Consider the following 19,579-nt stretch of genomic DNA (forward strand, 5'->3'; position numbering starts at 1 on the left):
CACCACGCCGCATGATTCCCTGGCTCGATATCCACACCCCGTTCCCCGACGTCGCGCGCGCCCTGACCGACGAGGCACCCGGCCTGCTGGCGGCCGGCGCCGACCTGTCGCCCGCGCGCCTGCTCGACGCCTACCGGCGCGGCATCTTCCCCTGGTTTTCCGAAGGCCAGCCTATTTTGTGGTGGAGCACCGATCCGCGCATGGTGCTGATGACGGAAAACTTCAAGGTGTCCGACAGCCTGGCCAAGGCGATCCGCAAGGTCGAGCGCAGCGCCGCCACGGACGGGCGCTGGCAGCTGCGCTTCGACGGCGATTTCGAGGCCGTCATGCGCGCCTGCGCGGCGCCGCGCAAGGATGGCCCGGGCACCTGGATTTCGGACGAGATCATCGCCGGCTACACGGGCTTGCACAAGCTGGGCTACGCGCACTCGTCGGAACTGTGGCTGGACGGTGAACTGGTGGGCGGCGCGTATGGCGTGTCGATCGGACGCATGTTCTATGGCGAATCGATGTTCGCCCGCGTCTCGGATGGCTCGAAGATCGCATTGGCGCACCTCGTACGGTTTTTGCAAGCGCGCGGCGTGACCATGATTGACTGCCAGCAAGAAACCAGACACCTGGCCTCGCTGGGCGCGGCGCCCATTTCGCGCGCGCGCTTCCTGGCCCATGTGCGGATCGCCATTGAAGCAGCGCAAATCACGGATTGGCATGCTGCGCCACCGGCGTAAAAAAGCTATGATAGCTCCAGGCACACCGACAGGCACACCGCCGCGGACAGACCAGACAGGACCAGCATGACGCACCTGAACGAACTACCGTTTGCCACCCTGCAGTTCTACACGACGGCACCGTACCCGTGCAGCTACCTGGACGACCGCCAAGCCCGCTCGCAGGTGGCCACGCCTTCGCACCTGATCAACAGCGACGTGTATTCGGAACTGGTGCGCAACGGCTTTCGCCGCAGCGGCATTTTTACCTACCGCCCGTATTGCGACGGCTGCCAGGCCTGCATCCCCGTGCGCGTGGTGACGGGCGATTTCACGCCCAACCGCAACCAGCGCCGCGCCTGGAGCCGGCACGCCGGCCTGCAGGCGGGCGTGGCCACCCTGTCCTTCCTCGACGAGCACTACGAACTGTATCTGCGCTACCAGAGCACGCGCCACGCGGGCGGCGGCATGGATCAGGACAGCCGCGACCAGTACGCGCAATTCCTGCTGCAAAGCCGGGTCAATACCCGCCTGGTGGAATTTCGCGACGCCGACGGCACCCTGCGCATGGTCAGCATCATCGACGTGCTGGCCGACGGCCTGTCGTCCGTCTACACGTTCTTCGATCCGGACGTGCCGGGCGCCTCGTACGGCACCTACAACGTGCTGTGGCAAATCGCCCAGGCGCAGGAACTGGGCCTGCCCTACATCTACCTGGGCTACTGGATCGAACAGAGTCCGAAGATGGCGTATAAAATCAATTTCAAGCCGCTGGAAGCGAGGATCAAAGGGCAGTGGGTGATCCTGTAAATTAAACCCAACGGCGAAGGGCCGGGGTCGGACCCTCAGGGTCCGACCCCAGTCTTTGCATCGGGGGTTTCCGTTTTATTTGCTCTTGTCCGGAAACGCAGGACGTGCAGGCCGCACGGGCGGGTTCTTCGCCAGCTCGGCCTTTATCACTTCAATCGCCTTTTCCAGCTGCGGATCGCGGCCCGCGATGACGTCGGCCGGCGTTTGCTCGACTTCGATATCGGGCGGCACGCCCTCGTTTTCCACGCCCCAGCCGTTTTCGCGGGTCCAGAACGCCAGGTTCGGCGCCGTGATGGTGCCGCCATCCATCAGCACGGGGAAGCCGAGGATGCCCACCAGGCCGCCCCAAGTCGCCTTGCCGATCAGCGGCCCCATGTTATTTTTGCGGAACATCCACGGCAGCAGGTCGCCGCCCGAGCCGGCCGTCTCGTCGATCAGCATGGCGCGCGGACCCTGGATCGACGCGGACGGCGTCTTCATGTCGGCGCCGTAGCGCATCGTCCACCAGGCGATTTCCTTCTTCTGCAGGATCTCGATGTAGTAATCGGCCACGCTGCCGCCGCCATTGAAACGCTCGTCGACGATGATGGCCTGCCTGTCCGCCTGCGGGAAGAAATAGCGCTTGAAGTAGGTGTGGCCCAGGCCCGCCGTATTGGGCACGTACACGTAGGCCACCTTGCCGCCGGTTGCCGCATTCACCTTGCGCATATTGCCTTCGATCCAGTCGCGGTTGCGCAAGGCATCCTCGGTCGGCACGGGCACCACGGTGATCGTGCGCGCACCCTTGCCGTCGGCCGATGGCCCCACGGTCAGGTCGATGGCCTTGCCGGCCGTGTTCTCGAAGGCGCTGTACAAATTGGTGGGCGGCGCCAGCGGGCGGCTGTCGACGGCCAGCAGGTATTCGCCCGCCTTGACGTTCAGGCCCGGTTCCGTCAGCGGCGCGCGCAGGGCAGGATTCCAGTTCAAGCCGCCATACACCTTCCTGAAGCGGTAATGGCCATCGCTCACGTCGTAATCGGCACCCAGGAGTCCACCCGGCACCTTCTTCGCCTCGATGAAATCGTCGCCGCCACCGCCGCGGTGGTGGCCCACGGCCAGTTCGCTGCACATCCACTGGATCAGGCGGTTCAGGTCCGCGCGGCTCGACAGCTCGGGCAGGAAGACGGCGTACTTGTCGCGCATGGCCTTCCAGTCCACGCCATGCATGCCCGGGTCATAGAAGTAATCGCGGTTGATGCGCCACACCTCGTTGAAAATCTGCGTCCATTCGGCGCGCGGGTCCGCTTTCACTTCGATGGCGTCGACCTTGATCTTGCCCTCGCCCGGCGCCAGCAGCTTGCCCGTGGCGGAGCCCATGGCCCAGTTGTCCTTCTGGCGGTACAACAGCTTCTTGCCGTCGGCGGAAACGTCGAAGTCGTCGGCGTCGGCCACCACGGTTTCCGCCTTGCGCTCCTTCAGGTCGAAGCGCTGCACGGCCTTCTTGCCATCGCTTTCGCGCAGCAAAAATATCTGCCCCGCGGCGCCGGCGGCCAGGCTGGAAAACTGCGCGGCCGGCAGCGGCAGGTCGACGATGCGCGTGGCGATGCCGTCGAAGTCGATGCTGATCGGCGCCACCGGCGCCACGACCACTTTCGGATCGTCGCGGCCCGTCTTCGGATCGATCTTCGGTTCAGTCTTCGACTCCGCTTCCGCCTTCGCCGTGTCTTTTTTCGCGTCCGTACCGGCGGCCTTTTCCTCGTCGCTCTCCTTGATCAGGGGCGACGGCAAGTCGCGCCGCAGCACGGCCATCCATACGGTGCGCGTCACCAGATTGTCTTCGTTCTGCTGCGAAAACCAGTTGTTGCTGGGCCCCGCATTCGTCGACGCGAAGAAGTACAGGTACTTGCCGCTCTTGTCGAACACGGGTTGGGCCACGTCGGACAGGCCATCGGTCACCGGCATCGACTTGTTCTGCTCGACGGAATAGATGTAGGCGCTGCGCGTGTAGGTGGGCGAATTGAGCGTGTAGGCCAGCCAGCGTGAATCGGGCGCCCACGAGGCGCGCATGCTCTTGTCGACGCCATACATCGGCTCCGTGGCGACCTTCTGCACTTTGCCCGTGCCGACGTCGATCACGTACATGCTCCAGCCATTGTCGGCAAACGCGATCTTCCTGCTGTCGGGCGACCAGACGGCATTGTCATAGAAGCCGCTGCCATTGAGCTTGAACTTGCGCACGACGCCCTTGCCATCCTGCGCCCGCACATGCAATTCATATTCGCCCGATTCGTCCGAGAAATACGCGACCGAGCGGCCATCGGGCGACCAGATCGGCGTGCGCTCGTGGGCGCCGGCCGTCTGCGTCAGGTTGCGCACGTCGCCCTTGTCGGCGGGGATGGTGACGATCTCGCCCCGATACTCGAAGGCGATGCGCGCGCCCGATGGCGAGATCGACGCGTCGCGGATGTATTTCGCATTCTTGACCCAGCGGGGGCGCGTCTGTCCCAGGTCGCTGGCCACGCCGATGGTCAGTTTGTGCGCCTGGCCGCTGGCGATGTCGAACGCGTGCAGGTAGCCCGCCTGCTCGTAGACGATGGTGCCGTTCGCGGCCGATGCGTTCAGCACGGGGAAATCCGTGTGCCGCGTCAGCTGGCGCACGGCCTTGGTTTTGACGTCATACGCGAACAGGTTGAATTCGCCGTTGCGGTCGGAGCGGAAGTAGACGGTGTCCTTGATCCAGATCGGGTCGACGTCGTTCGAGCGCGTCGTCGGCTGGGGGATTTTTTCAATCGACTTGTCGCTGGACGAAAACAGCCACAGCCAGGAATTGGTGCCGCCCCGGTAGCGCTTCCACTGCTTGAAGGCGGGCGCCAGCGGGTTGTAGGCGATGCGCTTGCCATCGGGCGAATACGTGGCGCGCGAGGCATTCGGAATCTCCAGCTGCGTTTCCACGCCGCCCGCTACCGGCACCGTAAACAGCTTCTGGAAGCGGTTGTTGAAGGCGGCGCGGGGCGAGGTAAACATCACGGACTGGCCATCGGGCGTGAACGACTGCGCCAGGTCCACGCCCGGGTGGAAGGTCAGGCGGCGCGGCACGCCACCGGCCGCCGCAATCACGTACACGTCGATATTGCCGTCGATATTCGCGCTATACGCGATCAGGCTGCCGTCGGGCGAGAACACGGGATGCGACTTGTCGCCCAGGTCGGAGGTCAGGCGCCGCGCGCCGCCGCCATCGAGGTTCGACAGCCACAAATCGCCCGCATAGATGAAGGCGATGTGGCGGCTGGAAACGGCCGGTTCGCTCAGCATGCGGGTGTCTTGCGTATTGGGCAGGGCCAGGGCCGGGTGGCTCAGCAGCAGTGCGCTGGCGGCCGCGATGGCCGTCAAGATGCGTGTCTTTTTCAATCGATGTCTCGCTTATGAAGTCAACAGAACAGAGAAAAAACAGGAAGGTCCGCGGCCCGATGCGAATTATGAATGAATTAATGTTGCATTAGACAAAAGAGAACTATACACCCGGCAGCCACGCGGAACACGGTAAAATACGGCACTTATTTCGCGCGCCGCCAGCCCTTCCCGGCGGCCCGCACACCTACTCAAAGCGCCCCATGTCTGAAAAATTCCTGTACTCCCTCGCCCGCCCGCTGCTGTTCTCGATGGATGCCGAAGCGGCCCATCATCTCACCCTGCCCGCCCTGAAACGCGCCAGTGCGCTGGGCCTGACGAAGCTGGCCGGCAAACCGGCGGCGGATCCGCGCACGGTGATGGGCATCACCTTCCCCAACCCGGTCGGCCTGGCCGCGGGCCTGGACAAGGATGGCGCCTACATCGACGCGCTGGCCGACCTGGGTTTCGGTTCCATCGAAGTGGGCACCGTCACGCCGCGCGCGCAGGCGGGCAATCCGAAACCGCGCATGTTCCGCCTGCCGCAGGCGCAGGGCATCATCAACCGCATGGGTTTCAATAATGGCGGCGTCGACGCCTTTGTCGCCAACGTGCAGGCGTCGAAGTTCTACCAGAACCGCGCCGGCGTGCTGGGACTGAACATCGGCAAGAATGCCGACACGCCCATCGAGCGCGCGGCCGACGACTATCTGCTGTGCCTGGAAAAAGTCTACCCGTATGCCAGCTATGTGACGGTGAACATCTCGTCGCCGAACACGAAAAACCTGCGCCAGCTGCAGGGCGCGTCCGAACTCGACGCCCTGCTGTCGCAGCTCAAGGAAGCCCAGGCGCGCCTGGCGGACAAACACAAGCGCTACGTGCCGCTGGCCCTGAAAATCGCGCCTGACATGGATGGTGAACAGGTGAAAAGCATCGCCGAGTCGCTCACGCGCCACAAGATCGACGGCGTCATCGCCACCAACACGACCCTGTCACGCAGCGCCGTCGAAGGCATGCCGCACGGCGCGGAAGCGGGCGGCCTGTCCGGCGCGCCCGTGTTCGAGCTGTCGAACAATGTCATCCGTCTGCTGAAGGCGGAACTGGGCGACGCGCTGCCCATCATCGGCGTGGGCGGCATCATGCAGGGCAGCGACGCCGTGGCCAAGTTCGAAGCGGGCGCGCAGCTGGTGCAGCTGTACAGCGGCCTGATTTACGCAGGCCCCGCCCTGATCAAGGATTGCGCCCGCGCGCTGCGCGGCAAGCAGGCAAAATGATCGCCAAGGTCAAGCTGGGTTCCAGCAGCCTGGAAGTGAGCACGATCTGCCTGGGCACGATGACCTTCGGCGAGCAGAATAGCGAAGCCGAAGCGCACAGCCAGCTCGATTACGCGCTCGAACGCGGTATCAACTTCATCGACACGGCCGAGATGTATCCGGTGATGGCCAGCGCGCAAACGCAGGGCAGCACCGAGCGCTACATCGGCAGCTGGCTGAAGAAAAGCGGCAAGCGCGACCAGATCGTCCTGGCCAGCAAGGTAGCCGGACCGAACTCGCGCATGCACTGGATACGCAAGGGCAAGACGGACCACGACGCCGTCAACATCCGCGCCGCCGTCGAGGACAGCCTGCGCCGGCTGCAGACGGAGCATATCGACCTGTACCAGTTGCACTGGCCCAGCCGCAACCTGCCCATCTTCGGCGCCAGCGTGTACAACCCGCGCAAGGAGCACGCCTCGGTCGCCATCGAAGACACCCTGGCCGTGCTGGGCAAGCTGGTCGACGAGGGCAAGATCGGCCACATCGGCGTGTCGAACGAATCGTCGTGGGGCGTGTGCGAATACATCAAGCAGGCCGAGCTGAAAGGCTTGCCGCGCATCGCCTCGATCCAGAACCTGTACAACCTGACGGCGCGCCATTTCGAGACAAGCTTGCTCGACGAAACCTGCCACCGGGAAAACGTCAGCTTGCTGGCCTACAGCCCGCTGGCGTTCGGCCAGCTGACGGCGAAATACCTCGACGATCCGCAAGCCAGGGGCCGCCTGACGATTTTCCCGCCCGGCTGGAGTCCCCGCTACGTGCGCCCCGCTACCATAGCAGCCGCCGCCCAGTATGCGGCGCTGGCCCGCGCGCACGGCTTGACGCCGGCGCAGCTGGCCCTGGCCTGGTGCTACTCGCGCTGGTTCGTGGCCTCGACCATCATCGGCGCCACCAGCGTGGCGCAGTTGCAGCAAAATATCGATGCCCATCAAGTCAGCCTGTCGCCGGACCTCGTGGCGGCCGTCGACGCCATCCACGCCAGTCTGCCCAATCCGGGCCAGTAAGCGCGCTCCGCCTGGCGGCGCAGGCCGCCGCCAGGCTCCCCCCCCTCTCATCGCAACTAGTCGTATTTATACAACAGCTGGCAATTTACTGCTGTGCAGCATTGCGGCCTTGCCCTGCGCGGTCGTATGCTGGAAACGAGGCCATATGCGCTACTCGCGCCATGTTGACGTCTTTCAGATATTTATTGCATATCGATAGACAGAACGATTCGTAAGCACGCCGCGTGCCCACTGTTAATCTGATTGCATCACCGGACCGCCATGGTCCGCGCAACCACCAACCGAAGAGATATCGTCGATGAGTTCAAGCACCGCCCGCTCCCAGCTTCCCGCCCTCCCCGTGAAAACCGTTATCGCCGCCAGCCTGGTCGCCTGCTTCAGCCTGCCGATGCAGGCGCAAGCGCAGCAAGAACTGCCGGCCGAAGGCGAATTGCAGTCGGTCGTGGTCACCGGCACCTTCGCCAAGAACCGCCGCACCATCGATTCCGAGTCGCCGATCGACATCCTCACGTCGCGCGACCTGCAAAGCACGGGTTCGGGCGAACTGGCCACCGTGCTGGCGCGCCTGCTGCCATCGCTGAACTTTGCCCGCGCCACGGGCGCCGACGCCAGCGACGCCGTGCGTCCGGCCCAGCTGCGCGGCCTGTCGCCAGACCAGACCCTGGTGCTGGTGAACGGCAAGCGCCGCTACACGTCGGCCGTCGTCAACGTCAACGGTTCGCTGGGCCGCGGCTCGGCGCCCGTCGACCTGAACGCCATCCCGCTGGCCGCCATCGACCACGTGGAAGTGCTGCGCGATGGCGCGGCGGCCCAGTACGGTTCCGACGCGATTGCCGGCGTGATCAACATCATCCTGAAAAAAGGCGCGGCCGGCGGCGACGTCGAAGTGGGCTATGGCCAGACGCAGGAACGCGACGGCAAGCAGAAATCCATCAAGGGCTCGGCCGGCTTCGCGCTCGGTGACGACGGCTGGGTGCGCGTCTCGGCGGAAGTGGCGGAACGCGATCCGACCAACCGCGCCGGCGCCGACTTCCGCAATCCGCTGGAGCCGCGCTACGGCAAGGTCAACCAGCGCTATGGCGATCCGGAAAGCAAGCCGGCGACGATTTTCCTCAACAGCGAATACCGCATCAATGACAACATCGACTGGTACGCCTTCGGCAACTATGGCAAGCGCGACACGTCGGCCGCCGCCACCTGGCGCACGGCGCTGATCGCGGACCCGAATAATTCGAAGCAGTTCGTCCAGCGCACGCCGCTGTTTCCGGAAGGCTTTCTGCCGCTGCAAAACAGTACCCTGACAGACCAGTCCATCGTCACGGGCTTGCGCGGCGAAGCGGCCGGCTGGCGCTGGGATGCCAGCCTCAATTACGGCAGCAACAAGTTCGAACTGGACCTGGACAACACGGTCAACCAGTCGCTGGGCGCAGCCAGCCCCACGCATTTCTATGCCGGCTCGCTGAAAAACGAACAGACCGTCTTCAACCTCGATGCGGCGCGCGAGTTTCCCGTGTCTTACTTTACGGGTCCGCTGACGGTGGCCGTGGGCGCCGAAGCGCGCCATGAAAAGTACAGCATCGGCGCCGGCGACGCAGCGTCGTACACGGGCGGCGGTTCGCAAGGCTTTGCCGGCTTCCGTCCCGCCAATGCGGGCAGCCACTCGCGCCACAACGAGTCGATCTATGTGAACCTGGAAGCGGAAGCGACGAAAAACCTGTCCGGCGGCGTGGCCCTGCGCCATGAGCGCTACAGCGATTTCGGCAGCACCACCTCGGCCAAGGGTTCGGCCCGCTATGCGTTCACGGACGCCCTGTCGCTGCGCGGCACCGTGTCGAGCGGCTTCCGCGCGCCATCGCTGGCGCAGCAGTACTACACCATCACCACCACCAACTTCCAGGTCGTCAACGGCGTCAACACGCCGATCGAGACGGGCACCTTCGCCGTCAACACGCCGCAGGCGCGCGCTCTGGGCGCACAGGATCTGAAACCGGAAAAAGCCCGCAACTACAGCCTGGGCCTGCAGTTCCAGCCCAGCCGCAACTTCACCACCAGCATCGACGCCTACCGCATCGACATCGACAACCGCATCCTGTTCTCGGCCAATCTGGTGCTCAACAATGCGTTGAAAAGCGTCCTGGCCGCGCAAGGCACGCCTGTGGGCTCGGGACGTTATTTCACCAACGCCGTCGATACGCGCACGGAAGGCGTGGACATCGTCAGCACCTACCGCATCGACCTGCAGGACAAGAACCGCCTGGACCTCACCGTGGCGTACAACCACAACAAGAGCAAGGTTCAGAAAATCGCCGACAATCCCGCCATCCTGACGGCCAACAACCTGAAACTGATCGACCGCCAGAGCATCGACCGCATCACGGTGGCCTCGCCGAAGGACAAGTTCAGCCTGGCCGCCGACTACGGCTTCGGCATCTGGAATGCGCACGGCGTCGTCACGCGCTACGGCAGCTTCACCGTGCCGCAAAACGACGTCAAGCTGGACCAGACGTATGACCCGCAATGGGTGCTGGACGTGTCCGGTTCCGTGAAACTGGGCAAAAACTGGCGCCTCGTGGCCGGCATCGACAACGTCACCAACCGCTACCCGGCGCAAGTGACGAGCGCCGGCAACCTGAACGTCAACGGCACCCAGCCCTACAGCATCTTCGCGCCGAACGGTTTCAACGGCCGCTATTACTACGCCAAGGCTGGCTATAGCTGGTAAATAACGCTCTGCCATGCAAAAAGCCCGGAACGCATTGCGCGTTTCCGGGCTTTTTCATGTCTTGCGCCCGCAGGCGCATCAGGCTCAGGCTCAGGCGCGGCGGCGGCGCGCGGCAAAACCGACCAGGCCCAGGCCCAGCATCAGCATGCCGTAGGTCGCTGGCTCAGGCACGGCCGAGACCGAGTTGAACGCGCGGAAATTGCTCAGGCCACGCGGCAAGTTGGCAATGCTGAAAACCGTATTGGCGGCCAGCGGCGTATCCCAGTGGAACAACAGTTCGCCACGGCCATAATGCACGGCCAGGTAGTCGAAGCTGGAGTTGACGGTGAAGGAACCGGACTTGCTGCTGGCCAGGTCGCCCTGGGCGGCAAAGACCAGCGAGCCGGTGCCGCTCGATGGCAGACCAAACTTGCTGCTGACCAGGCTCTGGATGGCGGCCGCACTTTGCGGGCCGGACGGGTTGGCGCCGTCATAGACCCAAACCGAGTCCGCAGCCACGCTGCCGTAGGTGACGGTCTTGCCGCCCACCGCAAAGCCGCTCATGGCAGGATCGGTGATTTCCACCCAGCTCGCCGCTTGGGCCAATGGTGCGAGGCAAGCCGAGACAGCGAGGCAGAGACCCAGTACAGCACGTTTAGTCATGTTCATAGTTTCCCCTGTTAATAAATTTCAAAAATTACAATGTTGTTTATATTTTTATTACACTTCTTTGCGATTGGACAAAAGATATCATTCAGGAAATCAAAATGCAATAAAAGAAACATCTTCAGTCATTGAAAATTTCAATCGCTCTCATGCATTGATTGCATCAGCCCGCTTTGCGCGGCGTCATGCTTCGTGCAAGCCCGGCCGTGACATTGGCGGGCTGGACTGAAGTGTTGTTAATTCACACTGGCGCAGGCGCCGTTCAGGCAAGCCCGGCCTGCGTTATCGCACGCCGTCTTGCGCCAGCGCAGACAAACGCCATCCTTCCTGCCGGACGGCCCGTCGCCGCGCCCTATCATGCATGCTCCTGCCGACATCCATCACGGAGCACGCCATGCTGACTTTAAGCAAATTGAGTCCCTCCATCACCGACATGATCCGCTTCGACCATAGCCACGTGCTGCTGGCCTTCCATCAGTACACCACCAGCAAAAAGCCCGCCGTCAAAAAAGCCCTGGCCGACACCATCTGCAGCGCGCTGGAAATCCATGCGAACCTGGAAGAAGAAATTTTCTATCCGCAGATGCGCCTGCTCGACGGCGATGCGGCCGTACGCCAGAAAAGCGTGCCCGAGCACCAGGAAATGCGCCGCCTGATCGCGCAATTGCGCGCGACGGATGCCGCCGCCACGCGCCATGACGCCTTGCTGCTGGAACTGATGCGCGACGTGCTGCACCATGTGGCCGATGAGGAAACCGTGCTGCTGCCGGAACCGGAAGCGCAGCTGACAGCAAGGCGCTTGAGCGAGCTGGGCGCGCAGATGAGCAAGCGGCGCATGGCCCTCGTCAAGCCGCAAGCGGGCAAGATCGCCGCCAATACACTGATCGGTTTTTCCGGCAGCACCGCCGCCTGGGTCATGGGGGCGGCCGGCGTGCTGCTGGCGGCCCGGCTGTTTTCCCGCAAGACGGCCTGAACTGGCCAGGCGAGTAGCCAGGCCGGCGGGCAATCGGCTACCATGGGAGTTCTTCGACTCCGATGACGGACCACCATGCCCAGCTGGCACCTGGCCGACGCCGCCGAACTGGCGGCGCGCCACCCCTATACTTTCTATAAATCGCCGCCCGAGGCCATTGCCCAGGTGCGACCGGGCGAGGTAGTCAAGCTGATCTTCGCCTTCCACAGCGACGATCCGCAGGCGCCGGGCGCCGAGCGCATGTGGGTGCTGGTCGATACGGTCGAGCCAAATGGGCACTTCACCGGCAAGCTCGACAACATGCCCGGCTACATCCCCGATTTGCATGCCCAAGACCCCATCGCCTTCGATGCGCGCCACATCATCAATACGCAGCACGACGATGACGACAACCTCGTCAACCGCTACGCGGGCCTGTGCTTCGTGACGAAAAAAGTGCTGGAAGACGGTGCGCCCGTCGGCTATCTGTACCGCGAGGAACCGGACAACGACAGCGACAGCGGCTGGCGCTTCACGGCCAACGACGAAAGCGACGACTACATGAACGACAGCGCCAACGTGGCCCTCGTGTCGCTGGGCGCCGTGCTCAGCGTGGACGACCGTTTTATTGCGCTACTGGATGCGCCTGCCGGATCGGCCTATGCCTTCCACCACAGCACGCAACAATTCATGGCGGTGGACGAATGACGACAGATGAACTGAAGGATTTTTGCGCGGCCCGGCCCGGCGCGCAAGCCGTGCTGTACGGAGCGCCGTCGAACATCCTCGTGTTTGAAGTGGGCGGCAAGAAGTTTGCCTATTTCAAGACCAGCGCGCCCGAGCAGTGGCGCTTCAGCCTGCGCGTCAGCGCCAAACGCTTCGTCGAACTGACGGACATGCCGGGCGTCAAACCGGCCCGCTACATGGGCCGCTTCCACTGGGTGACCATCGTCGACGTGGCGCGCTTCCCCGCCGATTATCTGACGGAACTGGTGCGCGATAGCTACGCGCGCGCCGTGGCCAGCCTGACGCGCGCGCAAAGGGCCGAGCTCGCAGCGGCCTAGAGCGCTTCCTCTCCCGCCATGGCGCGGTCGATGTCTGCGCGCGTCAGGTCCGGCGCCAGTTGCAGGATGAACTCGTAGGCGTAGGCGCGCAGGTAGGCGCCGCGGCGTACGGCCAGGCGCGTCGTGTTGGTGGCGAACAGATGCGACGCTTCCACGGCCCTTAGCCCCTTGTCGCGGCCATGGTCGAAAGCCATCGAAGCGACGATGCCCACGCCCAGGCCCAGCGCCACGTACTGCTTGATGACGTCGGAATCCATGGCCGTCAAAATGATGTCGGTCGCCACGCCCGCCTTGGCAAACGCGTCGTCGATATGGCCGCGCCCCGTGAAACCTTTGTCGTAGGTGATCAAGGGATACTTGGCCAGGTCTTCCAGGCGGATGGGCGAGTGATCGAGCAGCGGGTGGCCGTCCGGCACGACGATCAGATGGCTCCAGCGGTAGCACGGGAACGACACGAGGTCGGGGAACTGGCTCAAGCCTTCCGTGGCGATGCCGATGTCGGTCTTGCCCGACAGCACCCATTCCGCGATGTGCTCGGGCGCGCTTTGCTGCAGCGCGATGCGCACGTCGGGGAAGGCGGCGCGGAAGCTTTGCACCACTTTCGGCAGCGCATAGCGCGCCTGCGTGTGCGTGGCCGCCACGGATAGCGTCCCGCTGGTCTGGCCGCTGTATTCGAGGCTGGCCTGCTGCAGGTTTTCCGCCTCGATCAGGAGGCGGTCGACGATCTTCAAAATGCCCTTGCCCGGCTCCGTCAAGCCCGTCAGTCGCTTGCCGTTGCGCTCGAAAATCACGACGCCCAGCTCGTCCTCGAGTTCGCGGATTTGCCGGCTCACGCCCGGCTGCGACGTGAACAGGGCATTGGCCACTTCCGTCAGGTTATAGCCGCGGCGGGCCGCTTCGCGGATGGAGCGCAGTTGTTGAAAATTCATGGTGTTCCAGCCTCTCAGGTTCTTGTCGGTTCAACGAACACGTGCAGACGTTTCGGGCGCACGACCAGGGTCTCGCCTTCCTTCAGTTGCAAATGCGTAAAACGCTCGTTCGACATCACCGCTTCGATCAGCTCGCTGTTGTCGACGCGCTGCAAGTCCAGCTGGGCCAGCGGACCGATCGCATGCGCGCGGCTCAATTTCACGACGATGCCTTCAGCGCCCTGCGTGTAGCGGTCGATTTCCAGGTCGTGCGGACGCACATAGGCCGTGCCCTTACTGTCGCTCACGCCCGCATAATCGGGCACTTCGAAGCTGGCGTCGCCCGTCGCCATCACGCCGTCATGCACGCGGCCGTGGAACAGGTTGACGTTGCCCAGGAAGCCATACACGAAGGGCGACGCCGGGTGGTTGTAGACTTGCTCAGGGGAACCGAGTTGCTCGACCGTGCCCTTGTTCATCAGCACGACCTGGTCGGCCACTTCCAGCGCTTCTTCCTGGTCATGCGTGACGAAAATGCTGGTCACGTGCAAGTCGTCATGCAGGCGGCGCAGCCAGCGGCGCAATTCCTTGCGCACCTTGGCGTCAAGCGCACCGAATGGTTCGTCGAGCAGCAGCACGCGCGGCTCGACGGCCAGGGCGCGCGCCAGGGCGATACGCTGGCGTTGCCCGCCCGACAGTTGCGGCGGATAGCGGTCGGCCAGCCAGTCCAGCTGCACCAGTTCCAGCAAATCTTTCACTTTGCGGCGGATCTGGTCTTCCGAAGGACGCTCGCTGCGCGACTTCACGCGCAAGCCGAAGGCCACGTTTTCAAACACGGTCATGTGCTTGAACAGCGCATAGTGCTGGAACACGAAACCGACTTGCCGTTCGCGCACGTGGCGGTTCGATGCATCTTCCGCGTCCAGCAGCACCTGGCCGCTGTCCGGATGTTCGAGGCCGGCAATGATGCGCAGCAAGGTGGTCTTGCCGCAGCCGGACGGGCCCAGCAGGGCCGTCAGTTCGCCGGCGGGAAAGTCCAGCGAGATATTGTCGAGGGCGACGAAATCGCCGAAGCGCTTGTGGATGTTGTTAACTGCGATGGTCATGTCAGTGCTCCGTAGAACGTAAGGCGGAATCGTCGGCGTCGCTCTCGTTCAAACGCCACTCAATGAAAGCTTTCAGGGCCAGGGTCACCAAGGCCAGCAAGGCCAGCAGGGAGGCGACGGCAAATGCGGCGGCGAAGTTGTACTCGTTGTACAAAATTTCGACTTGCAGCGGCATGGTGTTGGTTTCGCCGCGGATATGGCCGGACACGACGGACACGGCGCCGAACTCGCCCATGGCGCGGGCATTACACAGGATCACGCCATACAGCAGACCCCACTTGATGTTCGGCAAGGTGACCCGGCGAAAAGTGTTCCAGCCCGACGCGCCCAGCACGATGGCGGCCTCTTCCTCTTCGCTGCCCTGCGACTGCATCAGCGGGATCAGTTCGCGCGCCACAAACGGGAAGGTGATGAAGATGGTGGCCAGCACGATGCCGGGCACGGCGAACAGGATCTTGATGTCGTGCGCCTGCAGCCACGGGCCGAACCACCCCTGGGCGCCAAACATCAGCACATAGATCAGGCCGGAAATCACCGGGGAAACGGAAAACGGCAAGTCGATCAGGGTCAGCAGGATGCTCTTGCCGCGGAACTCGAACTTGGCGATGCACCAGGAAGCGGCCACGCCGAATACCAGGTTCAGCGGCACGGCGATGGCGGCCGTGATCAGGGTCAGCTTGATGGCGGAAATGGCGTCCGGATCGATGATGGCGGCGATGTACGCTTCCCAGCCCTTCTTGAACGCTTCCGCAAACACGGCCACCAGGGGCACGATGAGGAAGGCCGTCAGGAACAGCAGGGCGATGGTGATCAGGACCGTGCGCACCCACAAGGGTTCCAGCACGACGGGGCCGACGTTCGGCTCGAAGCGGCGCGCCGTCGGCAGCGCCTTGTCCACGCCAGCGGCGGCAGTCGTATTCGTACTCATGATTTCTTCGCCTTTCCGCGCGTCCATGCTTGCAGCAGGTTAATCGTCAACAACAGCAAAAAGGAGACCACCAGCATCACCACGGCGATGGCCGTGGCACCTGCGTAATCGTATTGCTCCAGCTTGGTAATAATGAACAGCGGCGTGATTTCCGACACCATGGGCATATTGCCGGCGATAAAGATCACGGAACCGTACTCGCCCGTGGCACGGGCAAAGGCCAGCGCAAAGCCCGTCAGCAGGGAGGGCAAAATCGTGGGGAAGATCACGCGGATAAACGTTTGCAGCGACGAGGCGCCCAGGCTGGCGGCTGCTTCTTCCAGTTCCTTTTCCGCGTCTTCCAGCACCGGTTGCACGGTGCGCACGACGAAGGGCAAGCCGATGAAGGTCAGCGCCACCACCACGCCCAGCGGCGTGAACGCCACCTTGATGCCCAGCACGCCTTCGATGAACTGGCCGAACCAGCCGTTCGACGAATACAGGGCCGTCAGGGTGATGCCGGCCACGGCCGTCGGCAGGGCGAACGGCAAATCGACGAGGGCGTCGATGATGCGCTTGCCGGGAAATTTATAGCGCACCAGCACCCAGGCCAGGATGCCGCCAAACACCACGTTCAGCAGCGCGGCGATCAGCGAGGCGCCGAACGTCAGGCGGTAGGACGCCATCACGCGATCGGACGTGACGGCGCTGAAGAAGGCGTCCCACGTCATGGTGAAGGTCTTCAGGAACACCGACGACAGCGGAATGAGGACGATCAGAGCCAGGTAAAAGAGCGTGAAGCCCAGTGACAGCTTAAACCCCGGCATGACCCGAAACGGCGCTCCCCGCGCCTTGAACGGTGTTGCTGATGCTGCAGACATAGAAACCCCTTCTTATTACATTTTTGAGTTATAGGGCGCAATAATCACATGCAAGCGTTATAAAAAGAACTAACCATTTCTCATTTGCTTAGATGGATTTTGCATACTTGCTGGCGGAATCTATGGGCGAAAAAAAAGGGGTCGGACCCTGCGGGTCCGACCCCGGCTTTTGGGGTGGGGTTGGGGTGGGCACACACTTAACCCAACACCTTGACGGCTGGGGTCTGACCCCGTTCTTACTTGTTCGGCTGCGGCGTGAGGCGTAAATACGGCTTGGCGGCCGTAAATCCCTTCGGATACTTCTGCTTGATCACGTCCGGGTCTTGCACGGTCAATGGAATGATGACGTCGTCGCCATCCTTCCAGTTGCCGGGCGTGGCAACCGTATAGCCATCCGTCAACTGCAGGGCGTCGATGACGCGCAGGATTTCGTTGAAGTTGCGGCCCGTGCTCAGCGGATACGTGAGGATCAGCCGCACTTTCTTGTTCGGGTCGATGATGAAGACGGAGCGCACGGTGGCCGTGACGGACTGTTCCGGGTGAATCATGTCGTACAGCACCGACACTTTCTTGTCGACGTCGGCGATGATGGGGAAGCCCACCACCGTGTTTTGCGTCTCTTCGATATCCTTGATCCAGCTCTTGTGCGACTCGGCCGCGTCCACGGACAAGGCGATGGCCTTCACGTTGCGCTTGTCGAATTCCGGCTTGAGCTTGGCCGTCAGGCCCAGTTCCGTCGTGCACACGGGGGTAAAGTCGGCCGGGTGGGAAAACAGCACCACCCAGGAATTGCCCGCCCACTCGTGGAACTTGAGCGGGCCGATCGAGCTGTCTTGTTCAAAATCAGGGGCGACATCGCCCAGGCGTAAAGTCATCGTGATCTCCTGTGAGGTTATGTGGCAATCGAATTGTCGAATCAGGCTGCCTGACGGTGGCGCTTGTCGCTTTGCGCCAGATCAAACAGCGTTTGTAATTGCGCCTGGCCGTAGACCCAGTCGCCAAGGCGCGACTCGGCGTTGATATGGCCCAGCGCACCGCCATCAATATACTTGCAATTCCAGCGCCGTGCCCACTGCGCCGCATGTTCGGCCGTCATCCACGGATCGGTCTGGCTGGCGATCAGGATGCCGGGGCAAGGCAGCCGCTTTTGCGGCAATGCCTTCGCCACGCCAAACTTGTCCGGGTCGGCCGGCCCCACCAGCAGCACGCCGGCCACGCCCTGCGGGTCGCGGGCCAGGCTGTGCGCCGTCGTCAGGCAGCCGAAGCTGTGGGCGACGATCAGGGTCGGGCGCGCATCCTGCCGCCGCACCTGGTCCAGGCGCGACGACCAGGTGGCCAGGTCGGGCGCGTTCCAGTCGTCCTGCTCGACCCGCTCGAATTGCGGATACAGGCACTGCCAGCGGCTCTGCCAGTGCTCGGGACCGCTGTTATGCAAGCCCGGCACGATGAGTACCCGGTAATCGGAAAAGCTGCGCAGCGCCATGATGTGTCCTTTTAGTAACGGTATGGCAATCGTGCCATCCGATATTATTTAGGCTGGTAGATCTGGTCGAAGATGCCGCCGTCGGCAAAGTGCGCCTTTTGCGCGGCCGTCCAGCCGCCCGCCACTTGCTCGATAGTGAACAGGTTGACCTTGGCGAACTGCGACGCGTATTTCTTCGCCGCCTTGTCCGTTGCCGGACGGTAGTAATTCTTCGCGATGATGTCTTGCGCTTCGTCCGTGTACAGGTAGTTCAGGTAAGCCTCGGCCACCTTGCGCGTGCCGTGCTTGTCGGCAAACTTGTCGACGACGGCCACGGGCGGCTCGGCCAGGATGCTGACGGATGGCGTGATGATGTCGAACTTGGTCGGGCCCAGTTCCTTGACGGCCAGGTAAGCCTCGTTTTCCCAGGCGATCAGCACGTCGCCGATGCCGCGTTCGACGAAGGTGGTGGTGGCGCCGCGCGCGCCGGAATCGAGCACGGGCACGTTTTTATACAGTTTGCCGAGGAAATCCTTGGCCTTCGCTTCGTTGCCGCCCGGCTGGCGCAGCGCGTAGCCCCACGCGGCCAAGTGGTTCCAGCGGGCGCCGCCCGAGGTTTTCGGGTTCGGCGTGATGACGGAGACACCAGGCTTGATCAGGTCGTTCCAATCCTTGATGCCTTTCGGGTTGCCCTTGCGCACCAGGAACACGATGGTCGAGGTGTAAGGCGAGCTGTTGTGCGTCAAGCGCTTTTGCCAGTCGGCGGCCAGCAGCTTGTGCTCGGCCAGCGCATCGATGTCATAGGCCAGGGCCAAGGTGACGACGTCCGCTTCCAGGCCGTCGATGACGGCGCGCGCCTGCTTGCCGGAACCGCCGTGCGATTGCTTGATCTTGACGTTGTCGCCCGTCTTGCCTTTCCACTCCTTGGCAAATGCCGTATTCACATCCTGGTACAGCTCGCGCGTCGGGTCATACGACACGTTGAGCAGGGTGATATCGGCAGCCTGCGCCGTTTGCAGAATGGCAAACGCGCTGATGGCGGCGGCAATGATGATTTTTTTCGACAGCATCTAAGATCCCCGTGTGGTTGAACTTGCAGAGCCACCAGATTACGGCGCCATGGCCGCAAAGAGAACGAAGCGTTTCGCCGTTTGATATGCGTTTTCCGCATATGGACGGCGCGCAGCGGGGATTTAGTGCTTAATAAAAACGGTTGAACAGGATGACGGACCAGGTGGCGAAGGCCAGGATGCAGGTCAGCAGCACGGCCGCGCTACCGAAGTCCTTGGCGTTTTTCGACAGCGGATGGCGTTCGAGCGAAATACGGTCGACCACGGCTTCGATTGCCGAATTGATCAGTTCGACGATCAGCACCAGCAGCAGCACGCCGATCAGCACCAGCTTTTCAAACGCGGAAATGCGCAGCAGCAAGGCGATCACCGTGCCGACGAGGAACAGGCCCAGCTCCTGGCGGAACGCGTGTTCATGACGCCAGGCTGCCTTCAAACCGTCGAGCGAGTAGAAAAAGGCGGAGAAAATCCGTTTCAAGCCGCTTTTGCTCTTGAATTCATTCACAGGTTGCATGGTTTTCCAAAGTTACACACGTGGTCACATTATGATGGCCGGCATAGGGATTGTGACAATTTTTTCGCTATCCATCTCGGAACATTTCACTATTTTTTCACATCATGGTATAAAGAAGGATGAATACTGCATTGCACCAAATCCA

General features: G+C 62.6%; 18 protein-coding genes. 8 read left to right on the forward strand and 10 right to left on the reverse strand.

Translation table 11 applies throughout. The annotated features are described in order from the left end of the window. The first annotated feature begins 11 nt into the window (after positions 1-11). Both aat and BLU39_RS06585 read left to right on the forward strand, forming a co-directional pair. Positions 12-728 carry a leucyl/phenylalanyl-tRNA--protein transferase gene (gene aat, locus BLU39_RS06580; protein ID WP_092711162.1) on the forward strand — a complete coding sequence of 239 codons (717 nt, stop codon included), beginning with the start codon at positions 12-14 and terminating at the stop codon, positions 726-728. A gap of 66 nt (positions 729-794) precedes the next feature. Then, entirely contained in the window at positions 795-1,517 is a 723-nt protein-coding gene (locus BLU39_RS06585) for an arginyltransferase (RefSeq protein WP_092711164.1), read from the forward strand. A gap of 75 nt (positions 1,518-1,592) precedes the next feature. Here the strand turns inward: BLU39_RS06585 and BLU39_RS06590 are convergent, their stop codons facing one another. Beyond that, positions 1,593-4,904 (reverse strand): S41 family peptidase, encoded by a 3,312-nt coding sequence (locus BLU39_RS06590; RefSeq protein WP_092711166.1) that lies wholly within the window; start codon positions 4,902-4,904, stop codon positions 1,593-1,595. A 203-nt stretch (positions 4,905-5,107) separates the two neighbouring features. Here BLU39_RS06590 and BLU39_RS06595 point away from each other — a divergent pair, with 203 nt between their 5' ends. From BLU39_RS06595 to BLU39_RS06605, 3 genes are all read left to right on the forward strand, one after another. After that, entirely contained in the window at positions 5,108-6,157 is a 1,050-nt protein-coding gene (locus BLU39_RS06595; protein ID WP_092711168.1) for a quinone-dependent dihydroorotate dehydrogenase, read from the forward strand. After that, complete coding sequence (locus BLU39_RS06600) at positions 6,157-7,203, forward strand: aldo/keto reductase (protein WP_092711356.1); 1,047 nt, start codon at positions 6,157-6,159, stop codon at positions 7,201-7,203. The genes BLU39_RS06595 and BLU39_RS06600 overlap by 1 nt, the downstream gene beginning before the upstream one ends. Positions 7,204-7,501: 298 nt before the next feature. Next, positions 7,502-9,925, forward strand: a complete 2,424-nt coding sequence (locus BLU39_RS06605; RefSeq protein WP_092711170.1) for a TonB-dependent receptor plug domain-containing protein — start codon at positions 7,502-7,504, stop codon at positions 9,923-9,925. A 90-nt stretch (positions 9,926-10,015) separates the two neighbouring features. Here BLU39_RS06605 and BLU39_RS06610 read toward each other — a convergent pair whose 3' ends face one another. Beyond that, positions 10,016-10,567, reverse strand: coding sequence for a PEP-CTERM sorting domain-containing protein (locus BLU39_RS06610; RefSeq protein WP_232731183.1), 552 nt, complete (start codon positions 10,565-10,567; stop codon positions 10,016-10,018). A gap of 397 nt (positions 10,568-10,964) precedes the next feature. Here BLU39_RS06610 and BLU39_RS06615 point away from each other — a divergent pair, with 397 nt between their 5' ends. From BLU39_RS06615 to BLU39_RS06625, 3 genes are all read left to right on the forward strand, one after another. Next, positions 10,965-11,543 (forward strand): hemerythrin domain-containing protein, encoded by a 579-nt coding sequence (locus BLU39_RS06615; protein WP_175539223.1) that lies wholly within the window; start codon positions 10,965-10,967, stop codon positions 11,541-11,543. A 75-nt stretch (positions 11,544-11,618) separates the two neighbouring features. After that, positions 11,619-12,230, forward strand: coding sequence for an immunity protein Imm33 domain-containing protein (locus BLU39_RS06620; RefSeq protein ID WP_092711174.1), 612 nt, complete (start codon positions 11,619-11,621; stop codon positions 12,228-12,230). After that, complete coding sequence (locus BLU39_RS06625; protein WP_092711176.1) at positions 12,227-12,586, forward strand: MmcQ/YjbR family DNA-binding protein; 360 nt, start codon at positions 12,227-12,229, stop codon at positions 12,584-12,586. The genes BLU39_RS06620 and BLU39_RS06625 overlap by 4 nt, the downstream gene beginning before the upstream one ends. On the opposite strand, the gene BLU39_RS06630 is transcribed toward BLU39_RS06625, so the two are convergent. From BLU39_RS06630 to BLU39_RS06665, 8 genes are all read right to left on the reverse strand, one after another. Then, positions 12,583-13,515: a CysB family HTH-type transcriptional regulator gene (locus BLU39_RS06630; RefSeq protein ID WP_092711179.1), complete on the reverse strand. Its 933-nt coding sequence runs from the start codon at positions 13,513-13,515 to the stop codon at positions 12,583-12,585. The two genes, BLU39_RS06625 and BLU39_RS06630, sit on opposite strands and share 4 nt — an antisense overlap. A gap of 14 nt (positions 13,516-13,529) precedes the next feature. Then, positions 13,530-14,600, reverse strand: coding sequence for a sulfate/molybdate ABC transporter ATP-binding protein (locus BLU39_RS06635; RefSeq protein WP_072455473.1), 1,071 nt, complete (start codon positions 14,598-14,600; stop codon positions 13,530-13,532). A gap of 1 nt (position 14,601) precedes the next feature. Next, on the reverse strand, positions 14,602-15,528 hold the full coding sequence (gene cysW, locus BLU39_RS06640) for a sulfate ABC transporter permease subunit CysW (RefSeq protein WP_070301500.1): 927 nt from the start codon (positions 15,526-15,528) through the stop codon (positions 14,602-14,604). After that, positions 15,525-16,388 (reverse strand): sulfate ABC transporter permease subunit CysT, encoded by an 864-nt coding sequence (gene cysT, locus BLU39_RS06645; protein WP_092711181.1) that lies wholly within the window; start codon positions 16,386-16,388, stop codon positions 15,525-15,527. The genes cysW and cysT overlap by 4 nt, the downstream gene beginning before the upstream one ends. A gap of 236 nt (positions 16,389-16,624) precedes the next feature. Continuing rightward, positions 16,625-17,263, reverse strand: a complete 639-nt coding sequence (locus BLU39_RS06650) for a peroxiredoxin (protein ID WP_034747512.1) — start codon at positions 17,261-17,263, stop codon at positions 16,625-16,627. Between the two features lie 41 nt (positions 17,264-17,304). Continuing rightward, positions 17,305-17,871 carry an RBBP9/YdeN family alpha/beta hydrolase gene (locus BLU39_RS06655; protein ID WP_092711183.1) on the reverse strand — a complete coding sequence of 189 codons (567 nt, stop codon included), beginning with the start codon at positions 17,869-17,871 and terminating at the stop codon, positions 17,305-17,307. A gap of 44 nt (positions 17,872-17,915) precedes the next feature. Next, on the reverse strand, positions 17,916-18,920 hold the full coding sequence (locus BLU39_RS06660) for a sulfate ABC transporter substrate-binding protein (RefSeq protein WP_092711185.1): 1,005 nt from the start codon (positions 18,918-18,920) through the stop codon (positions 17,916-17,918). Between the two features lie 130 nt (positions 18,921-19,050). Continuing rightward, on the reverse strand, positions 19,051-19,434 hold the full coding sequence (locus BLU39_RS06665) for a diacylglycerol kinase (RefSeq protein WP_092711187.1): 384 nt from the start codon (positions 19,432-19,434) through the stop codon (positions 19,051-19,053). Between the last annotated feature and the right edge of the window lie 145 nt (positions 19,435-19,579).

The sequence above is a fragment of the Janthinobacterium sp. OK676 genome (assembly GCF_900103595.1).
Lineage (GTDB): Bacteria > Pseudomonadota > Gammaproteobacteria > Burkholderiales > Burkholderiaceae_D > Janthinobacterium.

What these genes read in the sequence shown, in the direction of transcription:
- aat (WP_092711162.1), top strand. Translation starts at nt 12, where the DNA reads ATGATTCCCTGGCTCGATATCCACACCCCGTTCCCCGACGTCGCGCGC.
- BLU39_RS06585 (WP_092711164.1), top strand. Translation starts at nt 795, where the DNA reads ATGACGCACCTGAACGAACTACCGTTTGCCACCCTGCAGTTCTACACG.
- BLU39_RS06595 (WP_092711168.1), top strand. Translation starts at nt 5,108, where the DNA reads ATGTCTGAAAAATTCCTGTACTCCCTCGCCCGCCCGCTGCTGTTCTCG.
- BLU39_RS06605 (WP_092711170.1), top strand. Translation starts at nt 7,502, where the DNA reads ATGAGTTCAAGCACCGCCCGCTCCCAGCTTCCCGCCCTCCCCGTGAAA.
- BLU39_RS06610 (WP_232731183.1), bottom strand. Translation starts at nt 10,567, where the DNA reads ATGACTAAACGTGCTGTACTGGGTCTCTGCCTCGCTGTCTCGGCTTGC.
- BLU39_RS06615 (WP_175539223.1), top strand. Translation starts at nt 10,965, where the DNA reads ATGCTGACTTTAAGCAAATTGAGTCCCTCCATCACCGACATGATCCGC.
- BLU39_RS06620 (WP_092711174.1), top strand. Translation starts at nt 11,619, where the DNA reads ATGCCCAGCTGGCACCTGGCCGACGCCGCCGAACTGGCGGCGCGCCAC.
- BLU39_RS06625 (WP_092711176.1), top strand. Translation starts at nt 12,227, where the DNA reads ATGACGACAGATGAACTGAAGGATTTTTGCGCGGCCCGGCCCGGCGCG.
- BLU39_RS06630 (WP_092711179.1), bottom strand. Translation starts at nt 13,515, where the DNA reads ATGAATTTTCAACAACTGCGCTCCATCCGCGAAGCGGCCCGCCGCGGC.
- BLU39_RS06635 (WP_072455473.1), bottom strand. Translation starts at nt 14,600, where the DNA reads ATGACCATCGCAGTTAACAACATCCACAAGCGCTTCGGCGATTTCGTC.
- cysW (WP_070301500.1), bottom strand. Translation starts at nt 15,528, where the DNA reads ATGAGTACGAATACGACTGCCGCCGCTGGCGTGGACAAGGCGCTGCCG.
- cysT (WP_092711181.1), bottom strand. Translation starts at nt 16,388, where the DNA reads ATGTCTGCAGCATCAGCAACACCGTTCAAGGCGCGGGGAGCGCCGTTT.
- BLU39_RS06650 (WP_034747512.1), bottom strand. Translation starts at nt 17,263, where the DNA reads ATGACTTTACGCCTGGGCGATGTCGCCCCTGATTTTGAACAAGACAGC.
- BLU39_RS06655 (WP_092711183.1), bottom strand. Translation starts at nt 17,871, where the DNA reads ATGGCGCTGCGCAGCTTTTCCGATTACCGGGTACTCATCGTGCCGGGC.
- BLU39_RS06660 (WP_092711185.1), bottom strand. Translation starts at nt 18,920, where the DNA reads ATGCTGTCGAAAAAAATCATCATTGCCGCCGCCATCAGCGCGTTTGCC.
- BLU39_RS06665 (WP_092711187.1), bottom strand. Translation starts at nt 19,434, where the DNA reads ATGCAACCTGTGAATGAATTCAAGAGCAAAAGCGGCTTGAAACGGATT.